This is a genomic window from Streptomyces sp. 2114.4 (genome assembly GCF_900187385.1).
GTDB classification, from domain to species: domain Bacteria; phylum Actinomycetota; class Actinomycetes; order Streptomycetales; family Streptomycetaceae; genus Streptomyces; species Streptomyces mooreae.
In genome coordinates this window covers 4,743,864-4,768,892 of the sequence record NZ_FYEY01000001.1, presented here as the reverse complement: position 1 = coordinate 4,768,892, position 25,029 = coordinate 4,743,864, and the positions used below count along the sequence as shown (strand labels likewise).

Genomic DNA, 25,029 nt, shown 5'->3' with positions numbered 1-25,029 from the left:
CGCGCCGTGACTGAGCCGGAGCATGGTGGTATGTCGATTTGGTACCGGCCTGTTGGTCTTGTACGCGCCCACTGGAAGCTCGCCTTCTTGCCGGTCGGGTTTGTGCTGAACCTCTGGGGCAACCAGCTTTATGAGGCGGGGCGCCAGGCCGTTGGGGCCGTGATCTTTGTCTTCAGTATCGCCCTAATTGTTGTGGCGGGACGTCACTGGCGAAAGATCTCTCCTGGTTTGCAGGCGCCGAAGCCTTTACGCCGCATACGTAGTCGGCTGCGGCAGTGGGTGACAATTACTTTCCATACGCCCGTATGGTTCAGTCGCCGAGAGAAGGCGAAGGTGGCGATCTGGGGGATTATCGCGTTCAAGATATCCTTCTATCCACTCAATGTGGCTGACAGGATCATCGCAGCTCCAGAGCAATTCATCGCTCGCTACGGGGACGCTCAGAAGATGTTGGCCTTCTGCCTCCTCTTTCCTTACTTGGCGCACTGGTTTGAGCCGAAGGATAGACTGCTTGAGCGGCTGGAGGGGCGTGTCCTTCGAGCCATGGTCAGCCGGACGGTCGGGAACTTTAACGGAGCATGCGGTGTGGCTATTTTGCTGTATGCCGTGCTGCCGACGATTTCTCGTGACTACACCAAGGTGCTACCAGCTCTAGCGGTCACTGTCGCAATTGCCACCGTGGTGGCCACGCACAAAATGTGGACCCGCTACCGCAAATTGTGCACGCAGGCGCACAAGAACATCCAGGCCCTGATCCGGGCGCTGGAGCAATCGTCCGGAGCTGGAGCGCATTCGGAAGTTATGGCTACCTGGGAGGTGGTGGAGTTGGATTTTCGGACTCGCGTGGATACTGGCTACGTCTTCGGTATGCGATTCGCCCCGAAAGTGATTATCTCCGCAATCGGCGAAGCGGTTGAGAAGGTGAACAACGGGCTGCCCGGTCATGAGGAGGCCCGGGCTCAGGCGTTGGCTGACTTAAAGATCATTCGAGATGTGTGTGTTGAGCGGATTGATGCGGTGGCGTGAAGCGGTTTGTGGATCGAGCTGGTGTGTAGCATCTGCGGATGCATTTTCTCGTTGGGGAACGTTACGGATTGCGATAGCAGCGCCTCGCGGGAGCGGCAGGCGAGTTCGGCAGCGCCGGGCACGCCGCGGAGTTGGTAGACCGCGAGCCCGTATCTCGGCCCCCCCCGTGAAGTTGACGGCTACTGCTCGTATGCCCAGGCCCTGCCGGTCTGTCGGTACTCCTCGACGGGGATCGGCTCGACCCCGCTGCGCATGCGGGCGGTGTAGAGCAGGCCGTCGAGGTGGTCGATCTCGTGGTGGATGAGGCGGGCGAGGCCGCGTTCGTACACGATGGTGACGGTCTCGCCGGTCAGGGCCGTGGTCTCGACGGTGACCTTCAGGGGGCGGGGGACGAGGCCGCAGACGTCGAAGAAGCTCAGGCAGCCCTCGTACTGCTCGTCCAGCTCGTCGGAGCGGTCGGTGATCTTCGGGTTGAGCAGGATGACGGCGGGTGCGTCGCCGGGCGGCTGGACGACGGCTGCGGAGCGGCCGATGCCGATCTGTGGGGCGGCGATGCCCATGCCCTTGGCGAAGGGGTGGACCTGGCCGATCCGTTCCATCGCGGCGAACAGTTCGTCGGTGATGCGCTCGGCTTCGTCGCGCTCGACGGGCAGGGTGAAGGCGCGGGCCGGTTCGGCCAGGATGCCGGCGCCGTGCTGGACGACTCCGAGGTCGCGCATCTGCTGGCTGGGCCGCACGTCAATCACCTGAAGTCCCCTTGTTCAGTGTTGTGTTCGGGCCGTGCCCGGAACCTCCACTTAAGACGGTACCGAGCGTGGAGGGCGGGCGTGGTCGTGATCCAGGTGAATTGCCTTAGTTCACCGTCGTCGCTGCGGACGGGTGGGGTCCGCAGGGGTGAGGCTTCGGCCGTCATGGAGGTCTCGGTGCCCCACACGACGGGGTCGAGGGCTGCGGGGAAGCGAGCTGGACTTCGAGTTGTTCGGTGGGCAGGCGGACGGCCCGCTGGAACCAGTTGCCCCATTTGTCGTCGCCGACGGTGTAGGCGTACTCGATCCACACGGACTCGCCGGGGTAGAGCGGGAAGCGGCCGTGTTCGTTGTCGAACACTTGGCGAGCCGTGGCCTGGTGTCCCCCCGAGGCCGAGGTGCAGCCGCTCGGGCGGACGCCTGCTGGCTTCCGATCGCCAAGGGCCTCACGCCCCACGGCCTCCGCCACACCCACCGGACGATGGTGGAGGACCTCGGCACCGAGAACGTCCTCATGGACGAACGAATGGGACACATCGACGGCTCGGTCTCGGCGCGCTACGCCCATGTCACGTCCGGTATGCGCCGGCGTCTGATGTCCGGGCTGACCGAGCAGTGGGAGGCGACTCTCGAAGCCCGCCGCGCGATGTGCACTCGCTCCCCGGTGGCTGTGCTCGACGGTCTTCTGGACGCACGAGGGTAGACGGCGGCGGTGGTCGGCGCAGTGCTGTTGGGTGCCTGGATTCTTCCTGGGATGCCAGGCACTCAACAGTGAGTTCCCGTACGAACCTCATGGATCTTGAGCCCGCGTTACGAAACTCTCTTTAGATCTGCCTGGCGCCCTGTTGGCACCTGGAGAGCTCTGACCTGCAGATTTATGTAGGTCTTCAAATGGCTTCTATTTGGAGGCCGTTCGCGCTAGAGTCCTCTTGTCCAGCACACTTGTGCCCGGACGCAAGGCTCGCCATCGGCGGGCCTTTTTTGTTGTTCAGTTGCGCGGAGAAGCCCCCGGCAGTGGTCAGCCGGGGGCTTCTTGCGTCTGTACTGGGAGGGCATCCTGTTGACTCAACCACTCCTGCTCGCGGCCGACTCCGGTTGGGCGCACGATCTGGCGCAGGCTGGCATCGTGGCTCTCATCGTTTTCGGATTGATTGCGCTTGCCGCGGTCTGCCGTGCCCGTCCAGAAGACATGGTGCGCATGGTCGAGGCCGTGGGCCGAGCTCTGGCCGGCCTGGTGCCGTGGTCACGTCGGAACCTGAGTGTGGGGCAGCCTCCTACGGCAGAGACACTGCCTGCTCAGCCCGAGCTGGAGGGCGGCCTTCGGTCGATGGAAGCGGGAGGGGGCGAAGGGGATGCGAACCAGGGCCGCGAGGCGTAGAAGGTCATTTCGAGATCCCACGGCCCGGTACGTGGGCAGTGACGTCCTGAGCCAGGCTCTTGCGGAACTCGACGACGCTCAGCGGGACCTCCTCCTTCTGAGGCTGCAAGGGGCTCCAACTGCCCAGGTCGCCCGTCGTCTTGATACGCCTCCGTCCAACGTAGAAGCCGTTGTTGCGGACGCACTGGAGACCCTCCGTACTTCCGGGTACGCCGGCTCCCTCTTGGAGGAGATGCGGTGGGAGCACGGTCCGCTCCGTTCTGAGGTGGTGAGAGATCACTCCAGCGAAGTGGTAGTGCTGCAACGCTGCATCTGGCCTGAGTGCGAAGCCATCGTCGCTCAACCGGCCACAGGCCGTACGCGGTTGTACTGCTCGAGTGCGTGTCGGCAGAAGGCATACAGAAGACGTCGAAGTGGGAAGGAGGCACCGTCACTTCCCGCCCCGCCGAAGGTTCGTCGGCGCTTCACGATTCGGGACCCTTGGGCCGATGTACCGGAACTCCCCGCGCCGTTCGCAGCGCTTCAGCACCCGGTGTTCAGGCAGCACATCGTGCCCCGCCTCGCGGCCTGGTCGCGTGGGATCAGTCCCTCGCCGCTGGGAGCCCGCGTTCTGGGCTCGAGGCCCGGTTCCCGGGGTATGGCGTGGAGCCTTGTCTTGCCTGCACTCGCCACTCACGGATCGCCCATAGGTGATTCCTATCGAATGCTGATCGACGGTTCTCATCGTGCACGTGCCATATCGCCAAGTTTCGTGGGGTCGTTGCATAGCGTGGCTGTTCGTGGGCGTTGGCGCACACAGGCCGTCCTCGGAGAGAACTCCTGGGGGAGCTTCGGACAACAGGCTTTGCCTTTGAGCTCGATGGCCCCTTTTGCGGCCCGCCATGGCGCAGCCAGAACCCTGACCAGCCCGATGCTTCTGGGAATACCTGCAATACGTGGCCATGCTCGGCAACCTGATCGCGGTCTCCGAGGATGGATCCCCCCGCCATCGAGGCCGACAGGAACTGCTTGGGCCTTGCCGAGGGGAGACAGGCTGCATTGGCCGCAGTCCAAGCCGGTCGGCTGGCAACGTGGCCGGACGCAGTCTCGCGCGTGGGGGAGGAAGCACATGGGAGGTCACCAGAAGGCGTCGATGCGCAGGCGGTCAGGGAGGAAGGGGAGGCGGTCCGGGTGACCCACCACCCAACATGGCTGCACCGAGTATGGGCGCGCGTTCGTGATCGGAATCGGCAGGGAGTGAGGAGCACGGGCAGCCGTTCAGTCCAGCGCGTTTGCGACTGCCCAGCTTTCGCGCTCGCCGAGCTTCGGCATGACTGGCTGAGGGCGAGCGTCACCTGGGGGAGCCCGACCAAGATCCTCTCCCAGATTTCTCCCAGACGATCACCGGAGACGCAGGAAGGGCCTGATCCGAATCCGGATCAGGCCCTTGACCTGGTGTTTCTCTGTCGGGGGTGGCGGGATTTGAACCCACGACCTCTTCGTCCCGAATGAGGTTCGGTCAAGATCGAGACCTGCCTGTTTGGCTTTTCCGCAGGTCAGGGCGTTGGGCTCGGCGGGTCTCGGGTGGCGTCGGGAGGGGTTGGGGAACGGGTCGGCTCCCAGATGGCTACCCGCGGCGTCGGCCTCATTTCCCGGGCCTCAGTCCCGTACTCGCCCTCGGTGAGCTGATCGGTGACCGCCGCCTCGCTCCGCTTCAGCAGGAAGATCCGCTTGGCTCGTCTTGCCGGACCTTCCAATCTTGCGGCGGCGCTCTGTCACCTGCCAACGCTGACGTCGGTGTTCGAGGACTGCCTTCCACAGCTCCAGGCGATGGCGAGAATCCTTCGGCAACACGAAGCGGAGGACTCCGAGGACAACGGCAGCCACCAGCACGGGTGCGGACCCCGGGTGGTCGGTGAGGAACGGCATGGATCAGCCCTTCCCGTCGCACAGGTCGAGTGAGGCGGTGCCCAGCACCACCCGGTATGTGTCACCGTGGCGGGTAAATCTCGCGCCCTTGACCCCGGCCTCCCGGTGGGTCAGTGCCAGAGCCAGGTCGCGGGGTTCGGGATAGCCGGTCCAGCGGCACTCCCATGAGTCGCCGGCGCCCCAGAGCCGACGTACGGGACCGTGCCGAATCACTTCCGGTTCCTTCCGGCGTTCGACTCCGGGGCGCTCCAGAGGGTCCCAGGACAGACTGGTCGCCCAGCGGCCACACCGGTCAACCAGGTTGTAGCGGGAAACGAGACCTGCTAGCAGAGTGGTCGCTTCCCCTGAGATCGGGGGAATGGCTGCCAGTGCGCGGCGCTCGTGCGCGGTGAGGTCGTTGTCCAGCGTGAGATAGGGGTGCCGGGGCACGAGGCTGCGCCTGTTGCCGCGCCGGCATCCGGCTGGGTCACCGGTGATGGTCAGCAGTGCACCGGTGGGCAGATGGCGTAGACAGACGGAGCGCTGCCCATGGCACGTGTATGTGACCTCGTGCCGTAGTCCAGGGACGCCGCGTGAGCCGGCTCCCTGGGTGGCTAGCAGCCGGGTGGCCACGTTCTCCGGGGCGCGCTCCGCCACTATCACCAACTGGTCCCTGCGGGGTGACATCACCGGGTCGTACGAGGCGACAACCGAGTAGTTCCACCTCGCCGTCGGACCGGTGTACACGTTGCCGTTGAAAAGCGCGAGCGCTAGTAGGGCCCGGAAGGCGCGCTGGTCGTCCGAGCAGTGGTCCAGGCCCAGCCCGTGGGTGTCGCTGCTGATCGCGGATTCGGCGGCGGCTTCGCTTTCCCCGGTGTACTGGACGCGGAGAGGGATCCGCTCCCCGGGCGCCATAGTGTGGACGGACAGTCCGCCCAACTCGCGCGCGGCGGTCAACCGTGCCTGCTGGAAGGGGATGACTTCACTGGACTCGTGCTGGATGCGGCGTGCGAGTTTAACGATGTCCCTGTCGAGCGTCATGTCCGGCTCCCGGTGGGCGCGCCTCAGTGCTCCCGCCCACTGCGCCCCATTAGGAGGAACGACAGTTTTCAATCACGCGCGCACTACGGCACTTTGCGCCCTCAACCCTGGGTAGCTGCGGGAGGAACCCAGGTCCGACGTAACGGCGAGCGTGGTCGCCTGACCGAAGCATAGCGTCTTTAGGGCACGTTGGACGAGGGTGTGCTCCGCTTGCGGAGCACACCCTGACCGCCTTTCAGTGCAACCAGTTCGCTACTCCCATGACACTGGCCGCCACCGTGCTCGCGAACGCCAGCGATTTGAGCGGTGCCGCGATCAAGGGTCACGTGCAAGGGGCCCGCAACGGAGCTCGAAGGCCGGCCTGGGCGAGGGCGGCTCCAACGGGTAGGCGGCCTGAGTGTCAGGGACAACGTGATAGTTCAGATGCTTGGGCACGGCTTCTCCGGTTCTTCGGCTCACGGCACATGTCGGCCGTAGGCAAGCGGCTGGCTCGGTGATTGGAGCGCGCCCACCTTCGAGCACCTGCTACTTAGCACCGCAAGTCGCTCCGGCCCGCTTCCTGCCGTTGCCGTCGACTCTGGCCGAGAAGATCACGGTGGAAAGGTGCGGCGGGGTCGTCGTGATCACTTACCTGCCAGACCAATGTGCTTGGAGCTGGAGCGCTCACGGCAGCGACGGAACCCGCCACGAGGCGGAGTAGGCGTATACCGTCCGATGGAAAGCCGTGATCGCGGTTGAGTGCTTCCTTTGAGATCACGTCGACCCTTGGGGGACATCAGCGGTGTCCCGATGGCGTTTGGCGATCCGAAGGAGTGTTGGTGCTGGGATGACGACGCACGGGCACAGGAGCCGATCAACGACGCGTGACGACGATGGGTGACGGCGGCGCCTTCGGTGAAGCCGCGCATGGGAGGGCATTTACCCTCTTCCGGATCCGCGCCCCAAACGGCTCCCAGGCTGCCGCCGTCATTCGAGTGATCATGGCGGGCAGGGTGGCGAAGGGTCCGTCGACGGCGTACCCGAACCGCAGAAGTGACCCCACAATCGAACCGGCAGCCGTCGACGCCGATCTGCCCCAAGACCTCCACGCAAAACCCTCGGACACGAAGCAGCGCCCGAACTCATCGGAGTGGGACCGGCCGTCGTGCGGCAGGCCGGACGGGATTCCCGCCGACCTGCACGCCGTAGACCGTGTGGGACTCGAACCTCCAATCAATGGAACCCGGAAAGATCACGTTGGCCGATGTCGGTCTCTGGTTTGCCTGCTCGGTGTGGTTCACGGTGGCGCGCCGTCTGGCTAGGGCCGGCGCATCCGCTCACGCATTGCCGCACCGAACAAGCCCTTCGGGCAGTCGTCTACGAGTTCTGACAGCGAGGCCGTCCCCCGACCGCAAGCTCTGACACACCTACATCAACCGCCCATAGGCAACATGATGTTGGTCGTTCCCCTATGCCCGTCGTCGCACGAGAAGGACTGACCTCCTACTTACTTGCGGTTGCGGGATGAACGGCCAGTCCAGACGGCGTACAAGCCGCCGAGAGCCGACGCGAGAACCGATATCCCCTCGGCATCGACCGACCGACTCATGATGAGCACTACACCGACCGCGAGAACGCCGATGAACGCTGTGGCGTCAGCGCCGAGTTGCGTAGGCTGGGTGGGCATCAGTGTTCCTCCAGAACGCTGTGGTTGGGCGCGAGGACGGTGGATGCTTGCCGGCGCTGCCGTCCTCGCCTCCGAGCACCGGGCGGTGCTCGCTGGGAACCATTCTGAGTGGGCTATCGGAGGACAGGCATGGGGAGCGATGACGTCTTGGTCCGACTTATCCGCGCGCGTGCGCCCGCGCAGAGAGGGGGAGGTCGGACCAAGACGTCATCGCCTGCGGTAGGGGGACAACTTTGACGGAGACGACGCAGAATCAGCAGAGGGCCCGGAAGCGAGCCGAGACGCTCAGAGTCCTCGTCCGGGAGCGGGGGCTCCCGGAGGTTCTCGCTGCGGCGGAGAAGCTGTGGTCCAACGGCCACGCACCCAACGAAATTCGCATTCGAACCCTCTATGTCCGCAACCCGAATATTCCAGACGTGGACCTTTGGGTCCCGTTTCCCGTCCCTGCGCAGCTCAGATTTGGACCCGAACTAGACGAACGCAAGCGCCCTGCGTCTCACATACTTCCCCCTATGGCGCGCCTTATTGTGTCACAAGGGGTGGCACTTCAGTTGCATTTGACTGCACTATTTGTCGCACACTGTCAATCCCGCCCAGGTCGGGCGTGGGATAACCAGATTCCCCTCGGTAGGCGCACCCCTGATTCGGTGAATTGGTTGGACCTTATGGCTGTGTCTGCCAAGTCCAGTGGGAGTTCCGCCCAGGCGTCGGCCTACACGCGGAATAAACTCCGCCAGTTTCGCTCGGCTCTCGGCCTACTGGCCCGGAATCATATGGTCGACCTGGGGAAGCATGGGTCGGCGAATAGGTACGAAGGGTTCCGACTTCTGTCGGAGGATGCCAGTAGCTCATCGGCGGGTGCAGTCGAGTACCGCGTCCCTCGTGGCGACGAAGATACGCTGAACATTCCCTTTCAGTTCTTCACGAGGGGGTGGGTGCAGGTGCTGACGAAGAGTGAGATCGCTGCCTTTTTGATGTGCCTCCAGCTGGCCTCCGAGGAGGAGTATCGATCCATTTCATGGAAAGATCGGGCCGGCCTTTTTGGGCTTTCGCGCGACGTGTATGACGCCACGCAGGCCCTTGAGGCATACCGACTTATCAACATCATGAGACCAAGAGATCGGAGGGAGGACGGTACTTGGCGCGGCTTCAGCAGCGGCGGCCAACCGTTCTCAAATAAGATTCGCCTGAACCTTCGCGGCCTCTGGAGGCCGGCCCCCGAAGTTGTCGAGGCAGCGGTGATAAAGACTGCTGTTCTAGGTAAATGGTCCAGACCCCTCGGTGGGTAAGTCAGGCGTGCATACCGCCCGGTTGCGTGCCAGCGTGCACGCCGGTCGTGGTTGTCGGGTCTGTATTGATGGGACTCTCCCGTGAAGCGGAGGCATCGCTGAGTTCGCTGGTCCCTTCCAGTCTGGGATGCCCGTGCTCTCCGTGAGAGGCGCCGTGCTCAGGCACGGTAACTTGGCCACTGACTCCGTCAAACGCTCGCCCGTGCTTTCCGGAAGGGAAAATTGTCCAATTGCGGTCCCAATTCCGTGTCTCAGCCGAAGGTGAGCGCGCCGAAGGCATTGCGGATGCGGGTCAACGGTTCGCGGTCGCGGGTGTAGTAGAGCTTGTTCGTCAGCAGGACGGCCCAGGTTCCCCGTTTGGGGGAGATCCACATGCCGGTGCCGGTGAAGCCGTAGTGCACGTAGGTGCGGTTGGTGGGTGCGGTACCAGGGGCCGGGTGCCAGAAGAGGCCGCGTACGGGCTCCAGGGTTCCGGTCTGGACGCTGAGCGATTCCTCGACCCAGTTCGGCCCGAATCCCGGTGCGACAGCGGCGGTCGTGGGGTCGAGCATGTACTTCAGGAAGCGGGTGAGGTCGTCGAGGGTGGAGAAGGCGCCGGCGATGCCGCAGACGCCGCCGAGGAGACGGGCGGAGAAGTCGTGGGCGATGCCCTTGAGGTGGCGGCCGGTGTCTTCGTCGAGTTCGGTCGGCGCACAGCGGACGGTCAGCTCGGGCGGCAGTGGGCCGAATCGGGTTTCGGTCATGCCCAGGGGCTGCCAGATGCGGGTGGGGGCGAGCTGGTCGAGGCCCTGGCCGGAGAGGCGCTCGGCCAGGTAGCCGAGGATGAGAGCGGCCCGGTCGGTGTACTCGACGGCCTCGCCAGGCGGCCGGTGGAGGGCTTCGTGGAGGACTCCAGCCCGGATCGTGGCCGGAACAGTGCCGTAGAGGTTCTTGAGCTGGGCCCGCAGGGGTACGCCGGCTGTGTGCGTGAGCAGTTGGCGGGCGGATGCCTGACCGAGGGGGTGGCCTGTGACCTCGGGCCAGAAGGCGCCGAGGGGGTCATCGAGCGGGAGGGCGCCGTCTTCCCAGAGGGTGCCGATCGTGGACCAGACGGCCAGGATTTTGGTCAGGCTGGCGACGTCGAAGACCGTGTCCGGCCGCATGGGGATGTCCGGCTCGGTGGGGTCGAGGACGCCAGCGGTGCCTGCGGCCTGCATGCCGACGGCGTTGCCGATGGCCCACACCGCACCGGGGTAGACCTTGTCGCGGACGCCGTCCGCCACGAGCTGCTTGATCCGGTCGGTGCTGTCTTGCATGAACATCTCCGATGTCGCAGTGCGGGCCCGCCCGTCAGCGTAGTGACGCGGGCGGGCCCGGCCGGGGAACGTGGCGGGGTAGTCAACTAATCCGGTGGCCGAGTTCGGTCAGGGCCTTAGCGGTGGCGCTGAGCGGATAGCGGGCGGCGTTGTTTCGTCCGGCCTGCTGCAAGGCGGCCAGCAGCCCCGGGGTGGTGCGGAGTCGGTCGATGTCTCGGGCGACGGCTGCGGGGTGGGTGAAGTCGGTCGCGGTGCCAGAGGCGGCGAGTGTTTCGGCCAGGCCGGGGACGGGCTGGTACAGCACGGGCAGACCGCAGGCTTGGGCTTCGAGAGCGACGAGGCCCAGGGCTTCGAGGGTGGTGGAGGGCATGACGAGCACGTCGTGGTCGGTGAAGGTTCTCCACAGTTGTGGACGGCGGAGCCAGCCGAGGTAACGGATCTTGACGCCGGACTGCCGTATGGCGCGGGTGAGGGTGTGGAACTGGTCTTGTGGCGCGGCGATGCTCAGCTCGACGCCCTGGACGGCCGCCAGGGCCAGCAGCAAGTTCTCGGCGCCTTTCTCTGGCGTGAGACGGCCGGCGTAGAGCAGCCGGAAGGGGCTGCCGGCCGGACGGGGTGATCTGTGCGGTGGGCGGGCCAGGAGTTGGTCGGGGATGCCCCAGGGCACGTGGGCGATCTTCGTGCGGTCGGTGGTGGGCGCGATTCGCAGGAGTCGGTCGGCCATGGCCGGTGTCGGCACGACGATTGCGTCGGCGAGTTTCACGGACTCGGTCAGGACCTTGTGTTGGTCGCGGTGGGATTCGGCGAACAGCAGGTCGGTGCCGTGTACGAGTGCGATCCGTGGGTGCTCGGGCAGGGCCTTGATCAGCGCGGGGGTGCCACCGAAGGTGAGGTGCTGGAGGTGGAGGACGCTGATGTGATTCGGGTCGATTGCCCCGGCCAAGGCCTGTCGGAGGGCGGCTACGTAGCGGTGGAAGGCCGGGCCTTCGAGGCACTTGCCCACGATAGGCAGTAGGTCGAGCCCGGCGGGCAGCCCGGGGCTGGGGCGGGCGGGGGCGAGCATGAAAGCCCGCGCGGGGATGTGGGGTTGGGGTCCGGTGTAGAGGTCGAGGAAGAGTTCGACACTGCCGCCAGGGCTGGGGAAAGGGAGGTCGAGGGCTGTGGCGACCGTCGTGTTCATGGCCGACCCCCCGGGGTCTCTTCGTACAGACGGGAGGTTTCGATTCCCTGGCTGGCCGTGTACTTGAGGCCGTGCTTCTGGTAACTGGCTGCAGCGCCGAGGGGCTGCAGAAAGACGAGCTTCCCGAAGGTCATGCGGGGGTAGATGCGGACCGGCTGACTGACACGGATCTCCAGGGTCCAACGGATGGCGTGGCCTTGGTGGCCGAGCGGCGCGGATACATGGACCCAGATGCCGAGGGCACCAGTGGTGCGGTCGCCGTTGAGGAGCTGGGCGTACGTCTCCGAGCCAGTCTTCTCGTGGGTGACGCCGAGGTAGAGCACTCCGGGTTTCAGGACGAATCCCGTGCGGGGGATGGAGATCTCGGTGAACGAGGTCGGGGTGGCGGCGTCGAGCTCTCCGTCGCAGACGTGTAGATCGTCGCCGAGACGCCAGTCGTAGGCGTTGGGAGAGAGCCTGCTGGGATCGTACGGGTCGATGGTGATCTCGCCCGCGGCAAGAGCAGAGGCGATGGCGGGACCGGTGAGGATCACGGCGCCACCGCTTCCAGTGGAGCGAGGTCCTGCCAGTAGGCGGAGGGCTTGGGCCCGCTGGCTGCCTGGTACTTGCCCGAGTACGGAGTGATGGGGCCGACGGCGACGAAGAACATGATCTGCCCGACCTTCATGCCGGCGTAGACGCGTAACGGCCGGATCGGGGAGAGCATGAGCGTCCACTGGCCGTGGAATCCGATGTCGCCGATGGGGGCGGTGATCTCGACGAACAGGCCGAGCCGGCCGACGGAGGAACGGCCGAAGAGGAGAGGGACGAAGGTGTCGGAGCCGACCTGTTCGACGGTGTGGCCGAGGTAGAGCTGGCCTGGCTTGAGGACGTAGCCGTCGGAGTCGATCTCGATCCGGCGGGTCGGGTTGGGCCGGTGGGCGTCGAGGACGGGTGCGGTGTAGGCGAGCAGGGTCGGACCGAGGCGGACGTTGTAGCTGTTGGGGTTGACCTGTGCTTCGTCGAAGGGGGTGATGCGCACGCGGCCGTCGGCCGCGGCTGCGGTGATTTCTGGGCCGGTCAGGATCATCGGTGGGTCCCTTCGGTTAGGACGCGTTGGACGGCCTGGCGGAGGCGGAGGCCGGCTTGGTGGGTGCGGCCGTCCAGGTAGCTCTCGGCGAGGTAGTCGGTGGTCAGCACGGCTGGCAGCTGCGGGGGCAGAGGCTTCGGCTGGGTGATCAAGGGGCCCGCGCTCTTGGTGAGGTAGGGGAGCAGTGCGCCAGGGGTTTCTCTCAGGTCCTGGGGGATGCGGGCGTGGACGAGCTGGTTGTTGAAGGGCTCGATGGTGAGGAGGTCGCCGAAGGTGAGGACGTCGTCGAGCTGGGTGGGGCGCAAGGCGGTCTCGTTGAGGACGACGGCTTCGGCACCGAGGGCGGTATGGAGTCGGGTGGCGAGGTCGTCGAGGAGGAGCCTGCGATCGAGGACCCGTCCTCGGTACGGCTTTGAGACGGCGCCGATCGGCAGGGCCAGACGATCTTTAAGGTCCTCGATTCGATCACGGATGAGGGCGAGCTGGGGCGGTAGGGACGCCGCGCTGGTGATGTCTGGGAAGTGCGTAGTCTGCGCCGTCCATCGCGTGAGGGCCGGCTCAGCGATGGCGTAACCGATGCCGAGTTCACGACCCTTGAGAACGAGCGTCTCGCCCACATGGGTGGGGCCGTACTGGTCGCTGTGGCAGTGCCCGGCGAAGATCACGTCGAGGAAGGGGCAGACGGCGGCCAGCTTGAGGTCCTCGTCGAAGCCGGAGTGGCTCAGCACGACCCAGGAGTCGATCTCGTGGTGGTGCGCCAGCATCACTTCGCGCAGTGCCTGACCTGGTTCGGTGACGCGTTGGCCGGCTCGCTGATCGATGGGGATGGAGTGGAATGCCTGGACGCCGATGACCGCGGTGATGGCAACGCGCCGTCCGCCGATGCGCGCGGTGTGCAGGCGGCGGAAGAGCGGTCGGCCGGTTTCGGCATCGACGGCGTTCGCGCACACGGTGATGTCCCGGAGCGGTGGGTCGAAGTGGTGGATCCAGCCGTGGTTCCCGGGCGCGATCACGTCGTAGAGGCCATGGAGGATCGCTGTTTCGATACGGCCGTGGCCGAGGCGGTAGTAGCCGCTGCCTTCGAAGAAGTCGCCACAATCGACGATGAGCGTCTCCGGCCGGATGGCGTGCAGGTGGGCCAGCATCGGCAGGGCGTCGTCGAACGAGGAGTGGACGTCAGTGGTGGCCACGATCCGCCGCAGGGGGCGTGGACCGGTCACGGGGTGACCTCGCAGATGTCGGCTCCGAGTGCGAGCAGCTTGGTGGGAAGGTCGGCATGGCCTCGGCGGAGCTGTTCGAGGCCGCCGAGGGTCGTGACGCCGTGGGCGGTGAGGCCGGCGATGAGCAGGGCCGACCCGGTACGGATGTCGGTGGCTTCCACCCCGGTCCCGATCAGCTGCTGCGGCCCGGTCAGGCGGCACTGGGTGGGCGAGGTCTCGTGGATGTCGGCGCCGAGACGTGCGAGCTGAGGGATGAGGTTGCTGTGACGCCCAGGGTTGATCGCGTCGGCGAACAGGTGGGTGCCGGGCATGCCCAGGGCCAGTGCCATCAAGGCGGGTTCGAAGTCAGCGTCGAGTCCGCCGGGAGAGAGTGAGGCGATGGCTCGCAGGGGTTGATGGGTGGGGCGTGTGCGTTCGGCGTGGACGATGAGGATGTCTTGCTGGGCGTCGACGGGAATGCCGAGCCAGCGCAATGCGGCCACCATTGGCGCCACGTCCTTGCTGCGTACGCCCTCGATATGGCCGTTGCCCCGTGTGGCGGCGATGGCGCAGGCCAGGGTGCCTGCTTCGACCTTGTCTCCGGGGACTGCCCAGGTCACCGGCTCCTGCGATGCGGAGGCAGGCGGAGCCAGGGAGAGAACGCGCTCGTCGGCTCGGATCTCCCAACCGGCCACTTGTAGCGCCTGCAGGACGCTGAGGACTTCGGGCGAGAGGTTCGGCTGTCCCAGCCGCAGTGGTCGCTTGGCGACGACGGCGCGCAGAAGTGCCGCGATGCTCGCACCACGGGAACGGTACGGCAGCATCACCGATACCGAGCCGGTGCGACTCTCGCCGGCTTCGACGCTGTAGCCGTGGTCGTTGACGAGCGCGCGGTCGCCGAATGCCTCGTAGACCTTGAAGTGCTGCTCCATGCCGCGTTCACCGATCCGGCAGCCGCCCGGCCAGGGCAGTACGGCCCGCCCGTGAACGGCGAGGAGAGCGGGAACCAGGTAGTACGAGGCACGGATGCGGGCAGCGGTTTCGTGGAGTTCCGGCGCGATGTGCATACCGTCGCTCGGCTGCACCAGGACGGTGTGGGGCTTGTCGACCTTGCAGGTGGCTCCGTGGCCTGCGTGCTGGAGCAGCATGAGCATGGCCTGGACGTCGTCATTGGCCGGGACGTTGGTCAGCTGGACAGGCCGGCGCAGGGAGGCCGCCGCAGCGAGGAGCGGCAGGGCGGCGTTCTTGGAGCCGTCGACGGTCACGGCCCCGGAAAGCGGCGGGCCGGGACGGATGGCGATCACTTCGGAGGTAATGGCGGGTGTCCGGGCGGTTGTCACGGCCATCTCCTTGGAAGGTGAACCTGTGGTGCGATGTGGGGACTTGGGACTGCTCGCAGGTGGATTTCGGCCCAGCACCGCTTGCCGGACTCGGTCGGCTCGACGGCGTACCGGTCTGCCAGGGCCGCGACGATGAGCAGGCCCCGGCCGTGCTCGTCGACCTCGTTGGGTGACCTGGGCCGGGGAAGGTCGGGGCTGCTGTCACTGACCTCGATCCGTATGGCGTTGCCGTCGCAGCGGGCAACCACGGTGATGGCGCTGGGACCTGCGTGCTGCACCGCATTCGAGAGCAGTTCGCCAGCCACCAGCTCAGCGGTGTGCAGTGCGTCGCTGTCGGCCGGTAGGCCCCAGTCGTGCATCTCGGCGGCGAGCCGACGCCGCGCAGCTGCTGCAGCGTGCGTCGTGCCGGGTACGGAGAAGCTGAGGTGCTGCGGTTCCATGGGCGGCCTCCCAGGCGAGTTCGGCCACTCCACGGAACCGGCGTCAGCAGAGGACGGACCACCCCAGGTGCCGGCGCTGCATCAGTTATGCAGGACCTGCATCAGCACCAAGTTCAGCTCTACTACGCTCTGTTGAGCAGGCAGGATCGGCGACGGCGGAAGGGGCCGTGGCGCGGATGGCCGATGCATACGACGAGGCGAGACGGATCGGTGAAGTGATCCGGCGGGCAAGGGTGCTCGCGAAACGCTCCCAGACGGACGTCGCCGCCGCACTGGGCTACCACCAGTCCAAGCTGAGTCGCCTGGAACAGGGCCGGGGCACCGAGGACTCCCGGGTGGTGCGGGCAGCTGCAATGGAGCTCGGCATCCCACTGCCTGCTGTCGGCCTCGCCGCCATGCCGGAAACCAGCACCTGCGACCCCGAGACAGAGGACATGCACCGCCGAACCTTCCTCGCCGCCAGCATCGCCGCCCTCACAGCACCCACCACACCGGTCGCCGGCCACGGCGATCTCGTCCACTCGCTCCTCCCAGGCCCGATACCTGCCTCTGCCCAGGACCCCCAGGACACACCAGGGCTCAGCGACCGTGTCACTGCGGCCCGGCGGCTCTTCTGCACCTGCGACTACGCCGAGCTGGAACGCGTGCTGCCCGCTCTGATCGGCAACCTCCGGCACGCCGCGATGGGCTCCAGCCAGGCCGTCGGCCTCCTGGCCACCGCGTACCAGACCTCCGCCAGCCTGCTCCTCAAGCTCAGTGATCACGGCAATGCCTGGCTGGCGGTCGGCCGTGCCATGGCCGAGGCCGAGCGCTGTGGCGACCCGGTTGTCCTGGCCTCCAGCGTCCGTGTCCAGGCGCATTTACTCGCCCGTGAAAAGCACACCACCCAGGCCGTTACCGTGGTCCGGCACACCGCCGACCAGCTCACCGGCTCCTACGACAAGCGCTCTCCGCGCTATCTCGCGGCCCTCGGCCTCATGCTGCTGCGCGGCGTCACCGCTGCCAGTACCGCCGGCGCCCGCTCGGCCACCAAGGACTTTCTCACCGAGGCGAAGGACGTTGCCCGCTACGTTGCACTCGACCGCCCCGACGCCTGGGCCAATTTCAGCCCTACCAACGTCGCCCTCCACGCAGTCAGCGCCGCGGTTGCCTTCGGCGACGCGGGCGTGGCCCTGGAGACCGCCCGCCCGCTCATGCGCCGGCACATCCCGGTCCCCGAGCGACGGGCCGCCCTATGGGTGGAGGCAGCACGCGCATACAGTCAGCAGGGGAGGCTCGCCGACGGCTACCAGGCCCTGCGGATCGCGGAGAGCTGCGCGGCCCAGGACATCCGTCGGCCTGCCGTACGGGAACTGGTCGCCGACATGGCCGCCCGTGACCGCCGCCGCGCCCTGCCCGAACTGCACCACTTCAGCCGACAGCTGGGAGTCCCCGCGTGAGTGATCAGCCCGACCAGCCGAAGAAGCCGTTCCTGTACGTCGTTGTGTGCGCAGCCGGGATCGCGGGCGACGTCGGCAAGCTGATCACTGCTGCCCAGGAGGCGAACTGGGATGTCGGGGTCATCGCTACTCCGCAGGGTCTCGGCTTCATCGACGCGATGGCGGTCGAGGCGCAGACCGGCTACCCGATCCGTTCCGCCTGGCGCAGTCCCGGCGACCCTCGTCCCCTCCCGCCGGCGGACGCCATCGCGGTCGCCCCGGCCACCTTCAACACGATCAACAAATGGGCTGCCGGGATCTCCGACACCCTCGCGGTGGGCATCCTGTGCGAGGCGTACGGCTTCGGCATTCCCACCGCTGTCCTCCCGTATCTGAACTCCGCCCAGGCCGCCCACCCCGCGTACCGGCAGAGCCTGGACCGGCTGCGTGAGATGGGCGTCCTGATCGGCTCGTACGAGCCGCACCGACCGAAGGTCGGCGGAGGGGCAGATCGTTTCCGCTGGGGGGAAGCGCTGGAGCTGCTCACCCCGGGAGTGCCGGGACGGATGTGAAGCGACTGTGGCCCGATGCGCGCGACGCATCGGGCCACAGTCGCTTGAAACCACCTCAGATAAGGGGATTCGCGCCGATTGTCACTTCTGCGTTGGCGAGCATTCGGGCGATCTGGATCGGGAGGTTTCCGAATTCCTCCATGACGACGTCGAACGGGTCGATGTGGCCGGCTTCGCCATCGCGTGCCGTGCCTTCGATGACGTAGCGGAAGCCGCGGGGCGAGGTCTCGTCGTCCAGGACCTTCCACGACGCACCGTGCTCGCGAATTCCGACATCTGCCACATAGGCGGCCAGGTCATTGTGGAGGGTGACCCAGTCGTCCTGCTCGAAGTCGTCAAGCGGGAGCTGGGAAACGTAATCCTGCAGCGGGCCGATGAGGATCAGCGCGTCCTGCTCGTATTGCTCGGCGGGGACGTTGAGCATCTCGGCGATGCCCAGCACATTCTCGTGCGCGTCCTGAGCCCACTGGTCGAGGTTGCCCCGCGCCTGGTCCGCCTCGGAAATCTGCATTCCTTCTCCCTAGTGGTGTTCCACGAATATGATACCGGCTTCCTTAAGGTATTCGCGCAATTCCTGTGAAGGTCCTGCGTGAAGGAACACCCACCGGGGGTCGAATCCCGGGTCCATTCTTCGTAGCGCGATGTCTTTGTGGATCTGCTCTTTGATGTGCTTGCTGAGCGGCACCTCTACTTGCTGGGGTGCGTGCTGGCCGGGAGCTATTTCGACCATGCGGTACTGCTGGTATGTCTTCACCTCAAGCCCGAGCGTCCGGCCGTCGGGCAGTTGGACGGGTACGTCGACCTTCCGGCCGCCTCTGGCGGTGACAGGGTACTTGGGGTCCTGGTTCGTGGGGACCGGGTAGTGCTTCTCGGGCTGGCCGCCGTACATCTTGCGCACGTGGTCTTCTCCTGTGGACCAGCGCTTGCGCTTGTCGCGCATCTTCCGCACCTGCTCCAGCGAGGGACCGCCGTTCCCCTTCGCCAACTGCCCTCGCCGAGGAGGGGGCGGGAGAGCAGGGACCTCGTCGCCGTTTCCCGTACGGAACATGCGTGAGGCGGAGCCACGTGGCAGGGGCCCACCGCCGGCCGTCGCGAGTCGTGGGCTGCCGAAGCCCAGGGATTCGAGGTGTATGTCGTCGAAATTCCTGAGCACGGTCTTGAGGCCGCCGGCTCTTGAAACGGCTCGTGCCGTACGGGCCGCGCCTCCGATGGCGCCTCCCATGAGGACACCGGTGACGCCCGCGTCTTTGATCTCGGCGAGGTTGATGCCGCTCTGCTCGCCCAGCAGGTTCCTGCCGCCCTGGGCGACGACGACATCGACGGTGATCGCTTCGAGGCCGCCGATAGCAGCGGTTGCCAGAACCGTTCCGGCGATCTCGGCAACCGTGGCCGACACAGCGACACCGGCCGCACCGGCTGCCGCGGCGATGGTCTCGGCTGCACCAAGGGCGGCGACTTCGGTGATTCCGCCAGTGAACACGGCCAGCGCAGTGCCCGCGACGAGGACTGCGCCGGCGATCTCCAGCTCATGCTTGATCTTGCTCTTGGCCTCGGCGATCTGGTCGGCGAATTTGTCCAGTGCTTTGGCCATGTCCCGGGCGGCAGATGCCAGATCGTCCAGGTAGCCCTTGCCTCCACCGTGGTACTTGCGCCAGAACTCCGAGAACGCCTCAATCGACTGGCCCTTGTTGTTGTCGATGACGTCCTGCGCTGATTTATGCGCTGCCGCGGTGCAGTCCTCGACGTCGTCGGCGTATGTGCGCCAGGCGCGAGCGGCTTCCCGGAGTTCGTCCTCGTCCCCCTCCGGCCACCACATGCCGGTGAGGTCCTGCACGACCTCCTTCACCTTGTCGGAAGCGCTCAATGCGCACCACCACGGCCGCCGTCCTTGAAGCCGGAGGCGCTGGAGCGGTCGGCCTCCTCATGGTTGTCGGCCATGTCCTTCATGGACTTCTGGATGCTGGCCAGCCCTTTGACCAGAGCATGGGCGGCCCGTTCGACCTGGTCGCGATGAGGGGTATACGCGTCGCGGAACTACTGTCCCTGTTCGTCGTCACCCCATGGTGAACCGAGTGCAGCCAGGGAGTGCTTGAGCCTTTCCGTGGCCTTCTCCAGCGCCACCGACTCCCGGTGGAATTTCGGCGCTTCGGTTTTCAACTGGTCTGTGTCTATGTCGAAGCCGGAAGCGGCCACGGACTCCCCCCCTTGACGGTCTATCTCCACTCTCCATCCAACCTACAGGGAGGGACTGACAGTGCTGTCGGAGGCGTTCAAGCCCGCACGCCTATGGGGACTTGATTCAGCCAGTTTTGGTGGGTGGGCATGCTCGAATCAGGCTGTGAACTGCTGACAGGGCCCCAACCGATGGAGCCCTGTCAGCGTGGACGTCTACTGCTTCATGGCTGCCGACCTCCGGCCGCAGAAGCCGACGTGTTCAGCGACGCGGACGATGACGCGTGGGCGTGGCTCCGTTGGCCGCAGCGTGAGGCTGTGGCGGAGTGGGCCGTAGCTGCGTCGCACGGCTGCTGCGGGCGTTGGCGGCTTGTGCCAGTGGGCTGGGGGCGTGTCGTTCGCCGAGGCGGCGGACGCGCCATGTCAGTGCGCGGGCGGGGTTGCGGGCGTCGTCCAGGGTGCGTTGGCCTACTGCTTGGTCGAGGACGGTGGCGGCGTTGTGTCCGGCGCTTTCTGCCTCGGCGAGGACGGTGGCGAGTGCGTCCCAGGCGGGGTCGTTGAGGATGCGCTCGGCGTGCTCGGGTACTGCCTCTTGGAGGTAGTGGGCGAAGCGCCCCTTGCTTTGGAGGCTGGGGGTGCGTTGCGTGAGGCCGGCCAGGACCGGTTCGGCGGTCTGTGCGTATGCGGCGTGTAGGTGGAGGAGGGCTTGCTGGGCTGCGGCTTCCTGCTGGGCGTGTTGGCGAGTGCGGTGCCAGTGCATCGCGTAGGCGACCGCGGTGAGCATGGTGTCCAGGAGCATGGCGAACCCGGCGCCGTCCCTGTCCTGGGGCCGGTCGCGCCAGATCGTCTGGATGCTGCGGCGTAGGACGCGGGCGCTGTCGCGGTCACCGGTGATGCGGGAGCGGGTGGCGCGCTCGAAGACGGCGGCGGCCCGTTCGAGGTCGGCCTTCACCGTGGCAGGTGCGGTGGCCGGCAGCAGGTCCAGTGCTCCGCCTAGCGCTTCCAGCTGGCCTTGGGCCACCGCGTCGTTGCTGCCGATCAGGTGGCTGGGGATGCGTTCGGTGGCGGCGGTGGCCTGGTGCCACGGGTTACCCGGTGGGACGGTGGCCGGTTTGGGGCTGGTGGTGGCGAGGCGTTCGCGGATCTTGGGCAGGGACAGGTCGGGGGCGAGGGTGGAGCCCGCGTAGAAGACCGGCTCGCCCTTGTCGTTGGTGTCGCCGGGCAGGGCGAAGTTGCAGCCGAGTGCGTCGCCGGAGGGACCGAGCTTGAGGCGCACGGTCACGTCTGTGGCCTCCAGCAGGGCGAAGAACTCGGCCTCGTCCGCCGCGGCGGCGACGGCGCGGCGCACTCGCATGCGCAGGACGTCGCGGGTGGCGGCGTCCTGGCCCAGGCGCTTGGCCTTGAAGTGTTCCTTGCTGGTAGGGCGCTTGGCGGCGGTGCCGTCGCCCGGCTTGAGTCGCCTGAGCCCGTAGTCGACTTCGATCTTGCGGGCTTCGCGCTGGACGGCGCGCTGGTCGTGGTTGCGTTTGGGGCGTTTGCCGTCTTGGCGTACGAGGGTGGCGGCGATGTGGATGTGGTCGTCGGCGTGGCGGACGGCGACCCAGCGGCAGGCTTCTTCGTCTCCGTCGGGGGCGAGGCCGGCGGCGGCCACGATCCGGCGGGCGATGTCCGCCCATTGGGCATCGGTGAGGATCGGGTCTTCGGGGGCGGCACGGACGGGGCAGTGCCACACGGTGTACTTGGGCGCCTTGTCACCCAGCATCTTCACGGGCTGGTTGAGTTGTGCGGCGAGCTGGGCCTCTACTTCCTTCGGGTCGCGGTGGGGGCTGCGGCCGGGGTCCGGAGCGAAGTCGTTCCAGGACGCCACCAGGTGCGGGTCGGTGTGCTCGTTGGCCCGGCCTTCGCCGAAGAGGTAGCGGATGGTGCGGCGCGTGGCGTCTGGGCCCGTACCGAGGATGATCTTCGGTATCACCGGCTCACCGTGCCTCTGTGACCCGGGCGACGGCGGTGTCCAACTCGGCGATGGACGCCTCGACCCGGTCCAGGAGCCGTTGGACGGTGTCGGGGTGGGGCCAGGCGCCGTCCTTGTTGAGGTGCCAGGTGAGCTGGTTGAGGTTGTTGCCGATGCCGCCGAGCTGCCGGTTGGCAGCCATCAGCGTCTTCACCATGGCGCGGTAGTCGGCGACTGCGGCGGTGGGGTCGTCAGCGCGGGCGGCGGCGAGCGAGCACTCTGCGACGTAGCCGCCAGGGTTCATGCGGCTGAGGTCGGCGGCGTTCTTCACGAGGGCGAGTTCGTCGTCGTTGTAGCGGGGAGAGATGCGGTGCTCGCGCAGCTGCTTGTCACGCAGTCGACGACGCGGCGCGGGCTTGGGCGGCACGTTCGACGACGGCTCGACGACCCCTTCCTCGGTCGGCTCCCCTGGGCCGGCCGACTCCGGTGCCTCCTCGGCGCCGGATGCCTCCGCCTCCCCCGGGGCGGAGGCCGGGTAAGGACTCCTTACCCGACAACTTGCTGCGTGTGAGATGGGGGTGGTGGTCATCTCCGGCTGGGGGATGGGGGGTTCGTGGTGCTGGTGGTGCATGGAGCGGTTCTCCGTGGGTGCTGGTGTCGGGTGCCCCGCTGTAGGCGGTGCCCGTGTCCCCGCGCTCTCTGCACGGGAACACGGGGTGAGCGGGAAGGGTGGGGCGATCGGCGTGATCGCGGGGGTCAGGCAGCGGCGACGGGGGCTGCGTCGAGTTCCGCCTGCCGCTGGGAGGCGGCTTCGTCGAGTTCGGCCTGAAGATGGCCTTCAGCCTGTCCGCCTCCTTCCTGCCGATGGTCAGGTCCTGGCTGCGGAACGTGTCTTCGATGTGGCGGCGCGAGGCTCGGCCTTGGCGCCCCAGTGGTGCGGTACGCGCGATGGCGAGCCGTTCGGGGGAGATCTCGCTGGCTTCGTGGTCCTGCGGTTCGGTGGACGGCTGAGGGTCCTCGGCCATGTCTGGGGTGTCCGAAGCCACGTCGGCAGAACTCCGAGCCACGTCGCCGGGGCCGTGAGCCACGTCGGCTGCGATTGGCTCCGGTGCATCGTGAGCGGTGCCCACGGGGACAGTGGGCTTGGCGCTGTCGGTGCTGTTGTGGCTGTGCCCGACGGGGTTGTGGCTCTTGGTGGTGCCCGGCTCGTGGGGGCTGGGAGCGGGCTGGCGGCGGATGACGATGTAGAGGTGGACGGCGCCGGCCAGGGCGAGTGGAGCGATGGCGGACAGGGCGCCGACGGTGAGGTCGTCGAGTTGTAGGCCGTCGTCGTGGCGGGCCTGCTGGTTGAGGCGGACGGCATGCAGGGCGTTGGCCCAGATGCTCGTCACGGTGGCCACACCGACCAGCGCCCACACGTACGCGCGGGAGCGTGTCGGGGCGGTACGGAGCATGAGCAGGGCGCCGACGCCGATGGCGATGAACCCGTCGATCACGAGGGGGAAGGCGTAGGTGAGCAGTCCGCGGATGTGGACGGCGACGGCCATCTGCCGCAGGGCGTCGTAGGAGAGAGCGAAGGCGAATGCGGCGAGCAGGGCGATGCCGAGGCGGATCGCATCGGTGCCCGATATCGATATCCGGGTGGGTTTGGTGAGGGTGCGGGAAGTCAAGCGGAGGCACTCCGGGTGGGATTGAGCGGCGGCCACCGGCGCGGGGGTGGGCGCCGTGAGGTGTGGTGACTCGTACCACTCGTTGCATGCCTGGTCAGAGCAGGTACGAGTGGCGGCGTGATGTCGACTCGACCCGTTGCGGGCCGGGCACCCGTCCCCGCGCTGACCTGCGCGGGGACGGGTGGTACGAGTCGTGGCGGGTCAGGCTCCGGTGTCGGGGAGCGGCTCGGCGGCCTGTTGGGCGGGCCCGGCCGAAGGCGTCGGCTCGGGGCAGTAGCGCGCCCAGGTGTCGAGGAACTGGTTGCGGGTGAAGCCCCTGGCCTGGGTGCCGTCGGGGAAGCGGCGGTTGGACGAGTGGAGGCCGTAGGGCTTCAGCCGCTCCTGAAGGCCGCGCGGGGTCAAGCCGTCTGGGCCGTAGTCCGCCCACGGCGCTTCCTTGTCCGCGTTGAGGTGCTCCAGCAGGCGCTTCGTGCGCATTGCCGGCGGGTCGTTCTCGGCGGCGAAGGCCCGGCGGATACCGACCAGCAGGCGCGTGCGCAGACCGCCCTGTTCGTCCTGCCCGGCCTCGTAGTCGGTCATGACGCGGCAGGCGGTGCGGGCCAGCGCAGGCCACTCGCCGCCGGCGAGGTCGGCGATGGTCACCAGAGGCTCCCAGGTGTCCGCCGCGCGGTCCTCCACCGGCATGGCCGGCTCCATGTCCATCGCCTGCCGGAACAGCGGCTTCAGCCACGCGGCGAGACGGTCGCGTATCGCGTGCAGGGCCGGAGTGTCGCGGACGGTGCGGAAGTGCGCCACCTTCTCCTTCCCCGCCCGGCGGCGCATGCGGATGACCACCGACCTGTCCATGACCGTGTCCGGCAGGTCGCCGATCCCGGCAAGCGCTGCCATGGCGAAGGTGGAGAACTTCGTCGGCTTGTGCTCTGGCCCGACCACCCGCAGCGTCGGGCGGTTGCGCTGGTGGCCCGCGTTGATCAGGCCGCGCACCTCCTCGTTCTTCTCCGCCGCCTTGGTGGTGCCGAAGAGGGTGTCGGCCTCGTCGACCAGGAGCGTGATCGGGTCATCGTCGTCGACCGACCGGAAGATCGCCGCCGGGCTGGCGTTGACTGTGATCAGAGGGTTGTGCACCGTCTCAGTGATCACGTCCAGCAGCCGCGACTTCCCGCACCGCTTCTCCGGCGCGACGATCGCCAGGCGCGGCGCGTGCTGCCACGCACGCTGCAGATGCGTAGCCGCGACCCACAACGTCACCGCCGTGAGCGCCTCCTCACTCGGCATCACCACATACCGCGCGATCTGTGCACGAAGTTCGGCCAGCACCTGCTCGCCCTCGCGCAGAGGGCCGATGAGCACGCCAGCACTCGCCGTCCGAGGCTCGGGTACGGACGGCCGCTGCGCCGCACCATCTCCCGATCGCGGCTCGCCTCCCTCTCCGGCTTGCTCACCGGCCAGGTGGGCACCCGGCTTCCCAGGGATCGCGACCGCCGGCCACTTCGCCTTGCCGGTCTCGGTCTGGGAATGTGCGTCGGGTGTCGTAGGTTGCACAGGGCAGCTCCTCATCTGGCGGCTTCGGGCTTGCCCGCCCTTGCCGCCGGGTTGGTTCTCACAAGGCCACGTAGGGGTGTTGCTCGGGCCTCCGGCGTTGCCCCGCCGGGGGCCCCTCCACGTGTCGCGGCTACTCGACCGCGGCGCG

General features: G+C 67.0%; 21 protein-coding genes and 2 pseudogenes. 6 read left to right on the top strand and 17 right to left on the bottom strand.

The window, feature by feature from the left end; genetic code table 11:
* Nucleotides 1–30 precede the first annotated feature (30 nt).
* Entirely contained in the window at nucleotides 31–1,026 is a 996-nt protein-coding gene (locus tag CFW40_RS21035) for a hypothetical protein (protein WP_143034548.1), read from the top strand.
* Nucleotides 1,027–1,205: 179 nt separating this feature from the next.
* On the opposite strand, the gene CFW40_RS21030 is transcribed toward CFW40_RS21035, so the two are convergent.
* Entirely contained in the window at nucleotides 1,206–1,772 is a 567-nt protein-coding gene (locus tag CFW40_RS21030) for a peptide deformylase (protein ID WP_088799341.1), read from the bottom strand.
* A gap of 163 nt (nucleotides 1,773–1,935) precedes the next feature.
* A complete protein-coding gene (locus CFW40_RS37190) occupies nucleotides 1,936–2,133 on the bottom strand; it encodes a hypothetical protein (protein WP_176956264.1) in 198 nt (65 codons plus the stop codon).
* Between CFW40_RS37190 and CFW40_RS21020 the strand changes: the two are divergent.
* The 3 genes and pseudogenes from CFW40_RS21020 to CFW40_RS38975 all read left to right on the top strand — a co-directional run.
* Nucleotides 2,133–2,475: pseudogene (locus CFW40_RS21020) on the top strand (LacI family transcriptional regulator); the annotation flags it as partial. The gene CFW40_RS37190 and the pseudogene CFW40_RS21020 overlap by 1 nt on opposite strands.
* A 330-nt stretch (nucleotides 2,476–2,805) precedes the next feature.
* Complete coding sequence (locus CFW40_RS37185) at nucleotides 2,806–3,150, top strand: hypothetical protein (RefSeq protein WP_088799340.1); 345 nt, start codon at nucleotides 2,806–2,808, stop codon at nucleotides 3,148–3,150.
* On the top strand, nucleotides 3,125–4,324 hold the full coding sequence (locus CFW40_RS38975) for a sigma factor-like helix-turn-helix DNA-binding protein (protein WP_107446798.1): 1,200 nt from the start codon (nucleotides 3,125–3,127) through the stop codon (nucleotides 4,322–4,324). Before CFW40_RS37185 ends, CFW40_RS38975 begins: the two co-directional genes overlap by 26 nt.
* A gap of 737 nt (nucleotides 4,325–5,061) precedes the next feature.
* Here the strand turns inward: CFW40_RS38975 and CFW40_RS21010 are convergent.
* The 8 genes from CFW40_RS21010 to CFW40_RS20970 all read right to left on the bottom strand — a co-directional run bounded on the left by CFW40_RS21010 (nucleotide 5,062) and on the right by CFW40_RS20970 (nucleotide 15,556).
* Entirely contained in the window at nucleotides 5,062–6,078 is a 1,017-nt protein-coding gene (locus CFW40_RS21010; RefSeq protein ID WP_088799339.1) for a hypothetical protein, read from the bottom strand.
* A gap of 3,206 nt (nucleotides 6,079–9,284) precedes the next feature.
* Nucleotides 9,285–10,328 carry a serine hydrolase gene (locus CFW40_RS21000; RefSeq protein WP_088802260.1) on the bottom strand — a complete coding sequence of 348 codons (1,044 nt, stop codon included), beginning with the start codon at nucleotides 10,326–10,328 and terminating at the stop codon, nucleotides 9,285–9,287.
* Nucleotides 10,329–10,410: 82 nt separating this feature from the next.
* Nucleotides 10,411–11,508 (bottom strand): glycosyltransferase family 4 protein, encoded by a 1,098-nt coding sequence (locus tag CFW40_RS20995; RefSeq protein WP_088799337.1) that lies wholly within the window; start codon nucleotides 11,506–11,508, stop codon nucleotides 10,411–10,413.
* The gene (locus CFW40_RS20990; RefSeq protein ID WP_088799336.1) at nucleotides 11,505–12,041 is read right to left on the bottom strand and encodes a deoxycytidine triphosphate deaminase; all 537 of its coding nucleotides are present in this window, start codon (nucleotides 12,039–12,041) and stop codon (nucleotides 11,505–11,507) included. The genes CFW40_RS20995 and CFW40_RS20990 overlap by 4 nt, the downstream gene beginning before the upstream one ends.
* Nucleotides 12,038–12,577 carry a dCTP deaminase gene (gene dcd, locus CFW40_RS20985; RefSeq protein WP_088799335.1) on the bottom strand — a complete coding sequence of 180 codons (540 nt, stop codon included), beginning with the start codon at nucleotides 12,575–12,577 and terminating at the stop codon, nucleotides 12,038–12,040. The genes CFW40_RS20990 and dcd overlap by 4 nt, the downstream gene beginning before the upstream one ends.
* A complete protein-coding gene (locus CFW40_RS20980; RefSeq protein ID WP_088799334.1) occupies nucleotides 12,574–13,797 on the bottom strand; it encodes a metallophosphoesterase in 1,224 nt (407 codons plus the stop codon). Before CFW40_RS20980 ends, dcd begins: the two co-directional genes overlap by 4 nt.
* Nucleotides 13,794–15,122: a UDP-N-acetylglucosamine 1-carboxyvinyltransferase gene (locus CFW40_RS20975; protein ID WP_176956430.1), complete on the bottom strand. Its 1,329-nt coding sequence runs from the start codon at nucleotides 15,120–15,122 to the stop codon at nucleotides 13,794–13,796. Before CFW40_RS20975 ends, CFW40_RS20980 begins: the two co-directional genes overlap by 4 nt.
* Nucleotides 15,113–15,556: an ATP-binding protein gene (locus CFW40_RS20970; protein ID WP_088799333.1), complete on the bottom strand. Its 444-nt coding sequence runs from the start codon at nucleotides 15,554–15,556 to the stop codon at nucleotides 15,113–15,115. The genes CFW40_RS20975 and CFW40_RS20970 overlap by 10 nt, the downstream gene beginning before the upstream one ends.
* Before the next feature lie 176 nt (nucleotides 15,557–15,732).
* Here CFW40_RS20970 and CFW40_RS20965 point away from each other — a divergent pair, with 176 nt between their 5' ends.
* Both CFW40_RS20965 and CFW40_RS20960 read left to right on the top strand, forming a co-directional pair.
* Nucleotides 15,733–16,995, top strand: coding sequence for a helix-turn-helix domain-containing protein (locus tag CFW40_RS20965; protein WP_088802258.1), 1,263 nt, complete (start codon nucleotides 15,733–15,735; stop codon nucleotides 16,993–16,995).
* Nucleotides 16,992–17,546, top strand: coding sequence for a flavoprotein (locus tag CFW40_RS20960; RefSeq protein WP_088799332.1), 555 nt, complete (start codon nucleotides 16,992–16,994; stop codon nucleotides 17,544–17,546). The genes CFW40_RS20965 and CFW40_RS20960 overlap by 4 nt, the downstream gene beginning before the upstream one ends.
* Before the next feature lie 55 nt (nucleotides 17,547–17,601).
* On the opposite strand, the gene CFW40_RS20955 is transcribed toward CFW40_RS20960, so the two are convergent.
* The 7 genes and pseudogenes from CFW40_RS20955 to CFW40_RS20925 form a co-directional block, all read right to left on the bottom strand.
* Nucleotides 17,602–18,057, bottom strand: a complete 456-nt coding sequence (locus CFW40_RS20955; protein WP_088799331.1) for a hypothetical protein — start codon at nucleotides 18,055–18,057, stop codon at nucleotides 17,602–17,604.
* Between the two features lie 9 nt (nucleotides 18,058–18,066).
* Nucleotides 18,067–19,410, bottom strand: coding sequence for a WXG100 family type VII secretion target (locus CFW40_RS20950; protein WP_088799330.1), 1,344 nt, complete (start codon nucleotides 19,408–19,410; stop codon nucleotides 18,067–18,069).
* A gap of 170 nt (nucleotides 19,411–19,580) precedes the next feature.
* Nucleotides 19,581–19,739, bottom strand: a complete 159-nt coding sequence (locus CFW40_RS38195; RefSeq protein ID WP_256331354.1) for a hypothetical protein — start codon at nucleotides 19,737–19,739, stop codon at nucleotides 19,581–19,583.
* Nucleotides 19,740–19,980: 241 nt separating this feature from the next.
* Nucleotides 19,981–21,690 carry a relaxase/mobilization nuclease domain-containing protein gene (locus tag CFW40_RS20940; protein ID WP_088799329.1) on the bottom strand — a complete coding sequence of 570 codons (1,710 nt, stop codon included), beginning with the start codon at nucleotides 21,688–21,690 and terminating at the stop codon, nucleotides 19,981–19,983.
* Between the two features lie 4 nt (nucleotides 21,691–21,694).
* On the bottom strand, nucleotides 21,695–22,096 hold the full coding sequence (gene mobC / locus CFW40_RS20935; protein WP_256331756.1) for a plasmid mobilization relaxosome protein MobC: 402 nt from the start codon (nucleotides 22,094–22,096) through the stop codon (nucleotides 21,695–21,697).
* Between the two features lie 329 nt (nucleotides 22,097–22,425).
* Nucleotides 22,426–23,339 (bottom strand): annotated as a pseudogene (locus CFW40_RS20930) (DUF2637 domain-containing protein).
* Between the two features lie 201 nt (nucleotides 23,340–23,540).
* Entirely contained in the window at nucleotides 23,541–24,896 is a 1,356-nt protein-coding gene (locus tag CFW40_RS20925) for a DUF3631 domain-containing protein (protein WP_371127280.1), read from the bottom strand.
* Between the last annotated feature and the right edge of the window lie 133 nt (nucleotides 24,897–25,029).

Excerpts from the sequence above, each read along its gene's own strand:
- CFW40_RS21035 (WP_143034548.1), top strand. The coding sequence starts at position 31 with ATGTCGATTTGGTACCGGCCTGTTGGTCTTGTACGCGCCCACTGGAAG.
- CFW40_RS38975 (WP_107446798.1), top strand. The coding sequence starts at position 3,125 with ATGCGAACCAGGGCCGCGAGGCGTAGAAGGTCATTTCGAGATCCCACG.
- CFW40_RS21010 (WP_088799339.1), bottom strand. The coding sequence starts at position 6,078 with ATGACGCTCGACAGGGACATCGTTAAACTCGCACGCCGCATCCAGCAC.
- CFW40_RS21000 (WP_088802260.1), bottom strand. The coding sequence starts at position 10,328 with ATGCAAGACAGCACCGACCGGATCAAGCAGCTCGTGGCGGACGGCGTC.
- CFW40_RS20995 (WP_088799337.1), bottom strand. The coding sequence starts at position 11,508 with ATGAACACGACGGTCGCCACAGCCCTCGACCTCCCTTTCCCCAGCCCT.
- dcd (WP_088799335.1), bottom strand. The coding sequence starts at position 12,577 with ATGATCCTGACCGGCCCAGAAATCACCGCAGCCGCGGCCGACGGCCGC.
- CFW40_RS20975 (WP_176956430.1), bottom strand. The coding sequence starts at position 15,122 with ATGGCCGTGACAACCGCCCGGACACCCGCCATTACCTCCGAAGTGATC.
- CFW40_RS20970 (WP_088799333.1), bottom strand. The coding sequence starts at position 15,556 with ATGGAACCGCAGCACCTCAGCTTCTCCGTACCCGGCACGACGCACGCT.
- CFW40_RS20965 (WP_088802258.1), top strand. The coding sequence starts at position 15,733 with ATGGCCGATGCATACGACGAGGCGAGACGGATCGGTGAAGTGATCCGG.
- CFW40_RS20955 (WP_088799331.1), bottom strand. The coding sequence starts at position 18,057 with ATGCAGATTTCCGAGGCGGACCAGGCGCGGGGCAACCTCGACCAGTGG.
- CFW40_RS20925 (WP_371127280.1), bottom strand. The coding sequence starts at position 24,896 with ATGAGGAGCTGCCCTGTGCAACCTACGACACCCGACGCACATTCCCAG.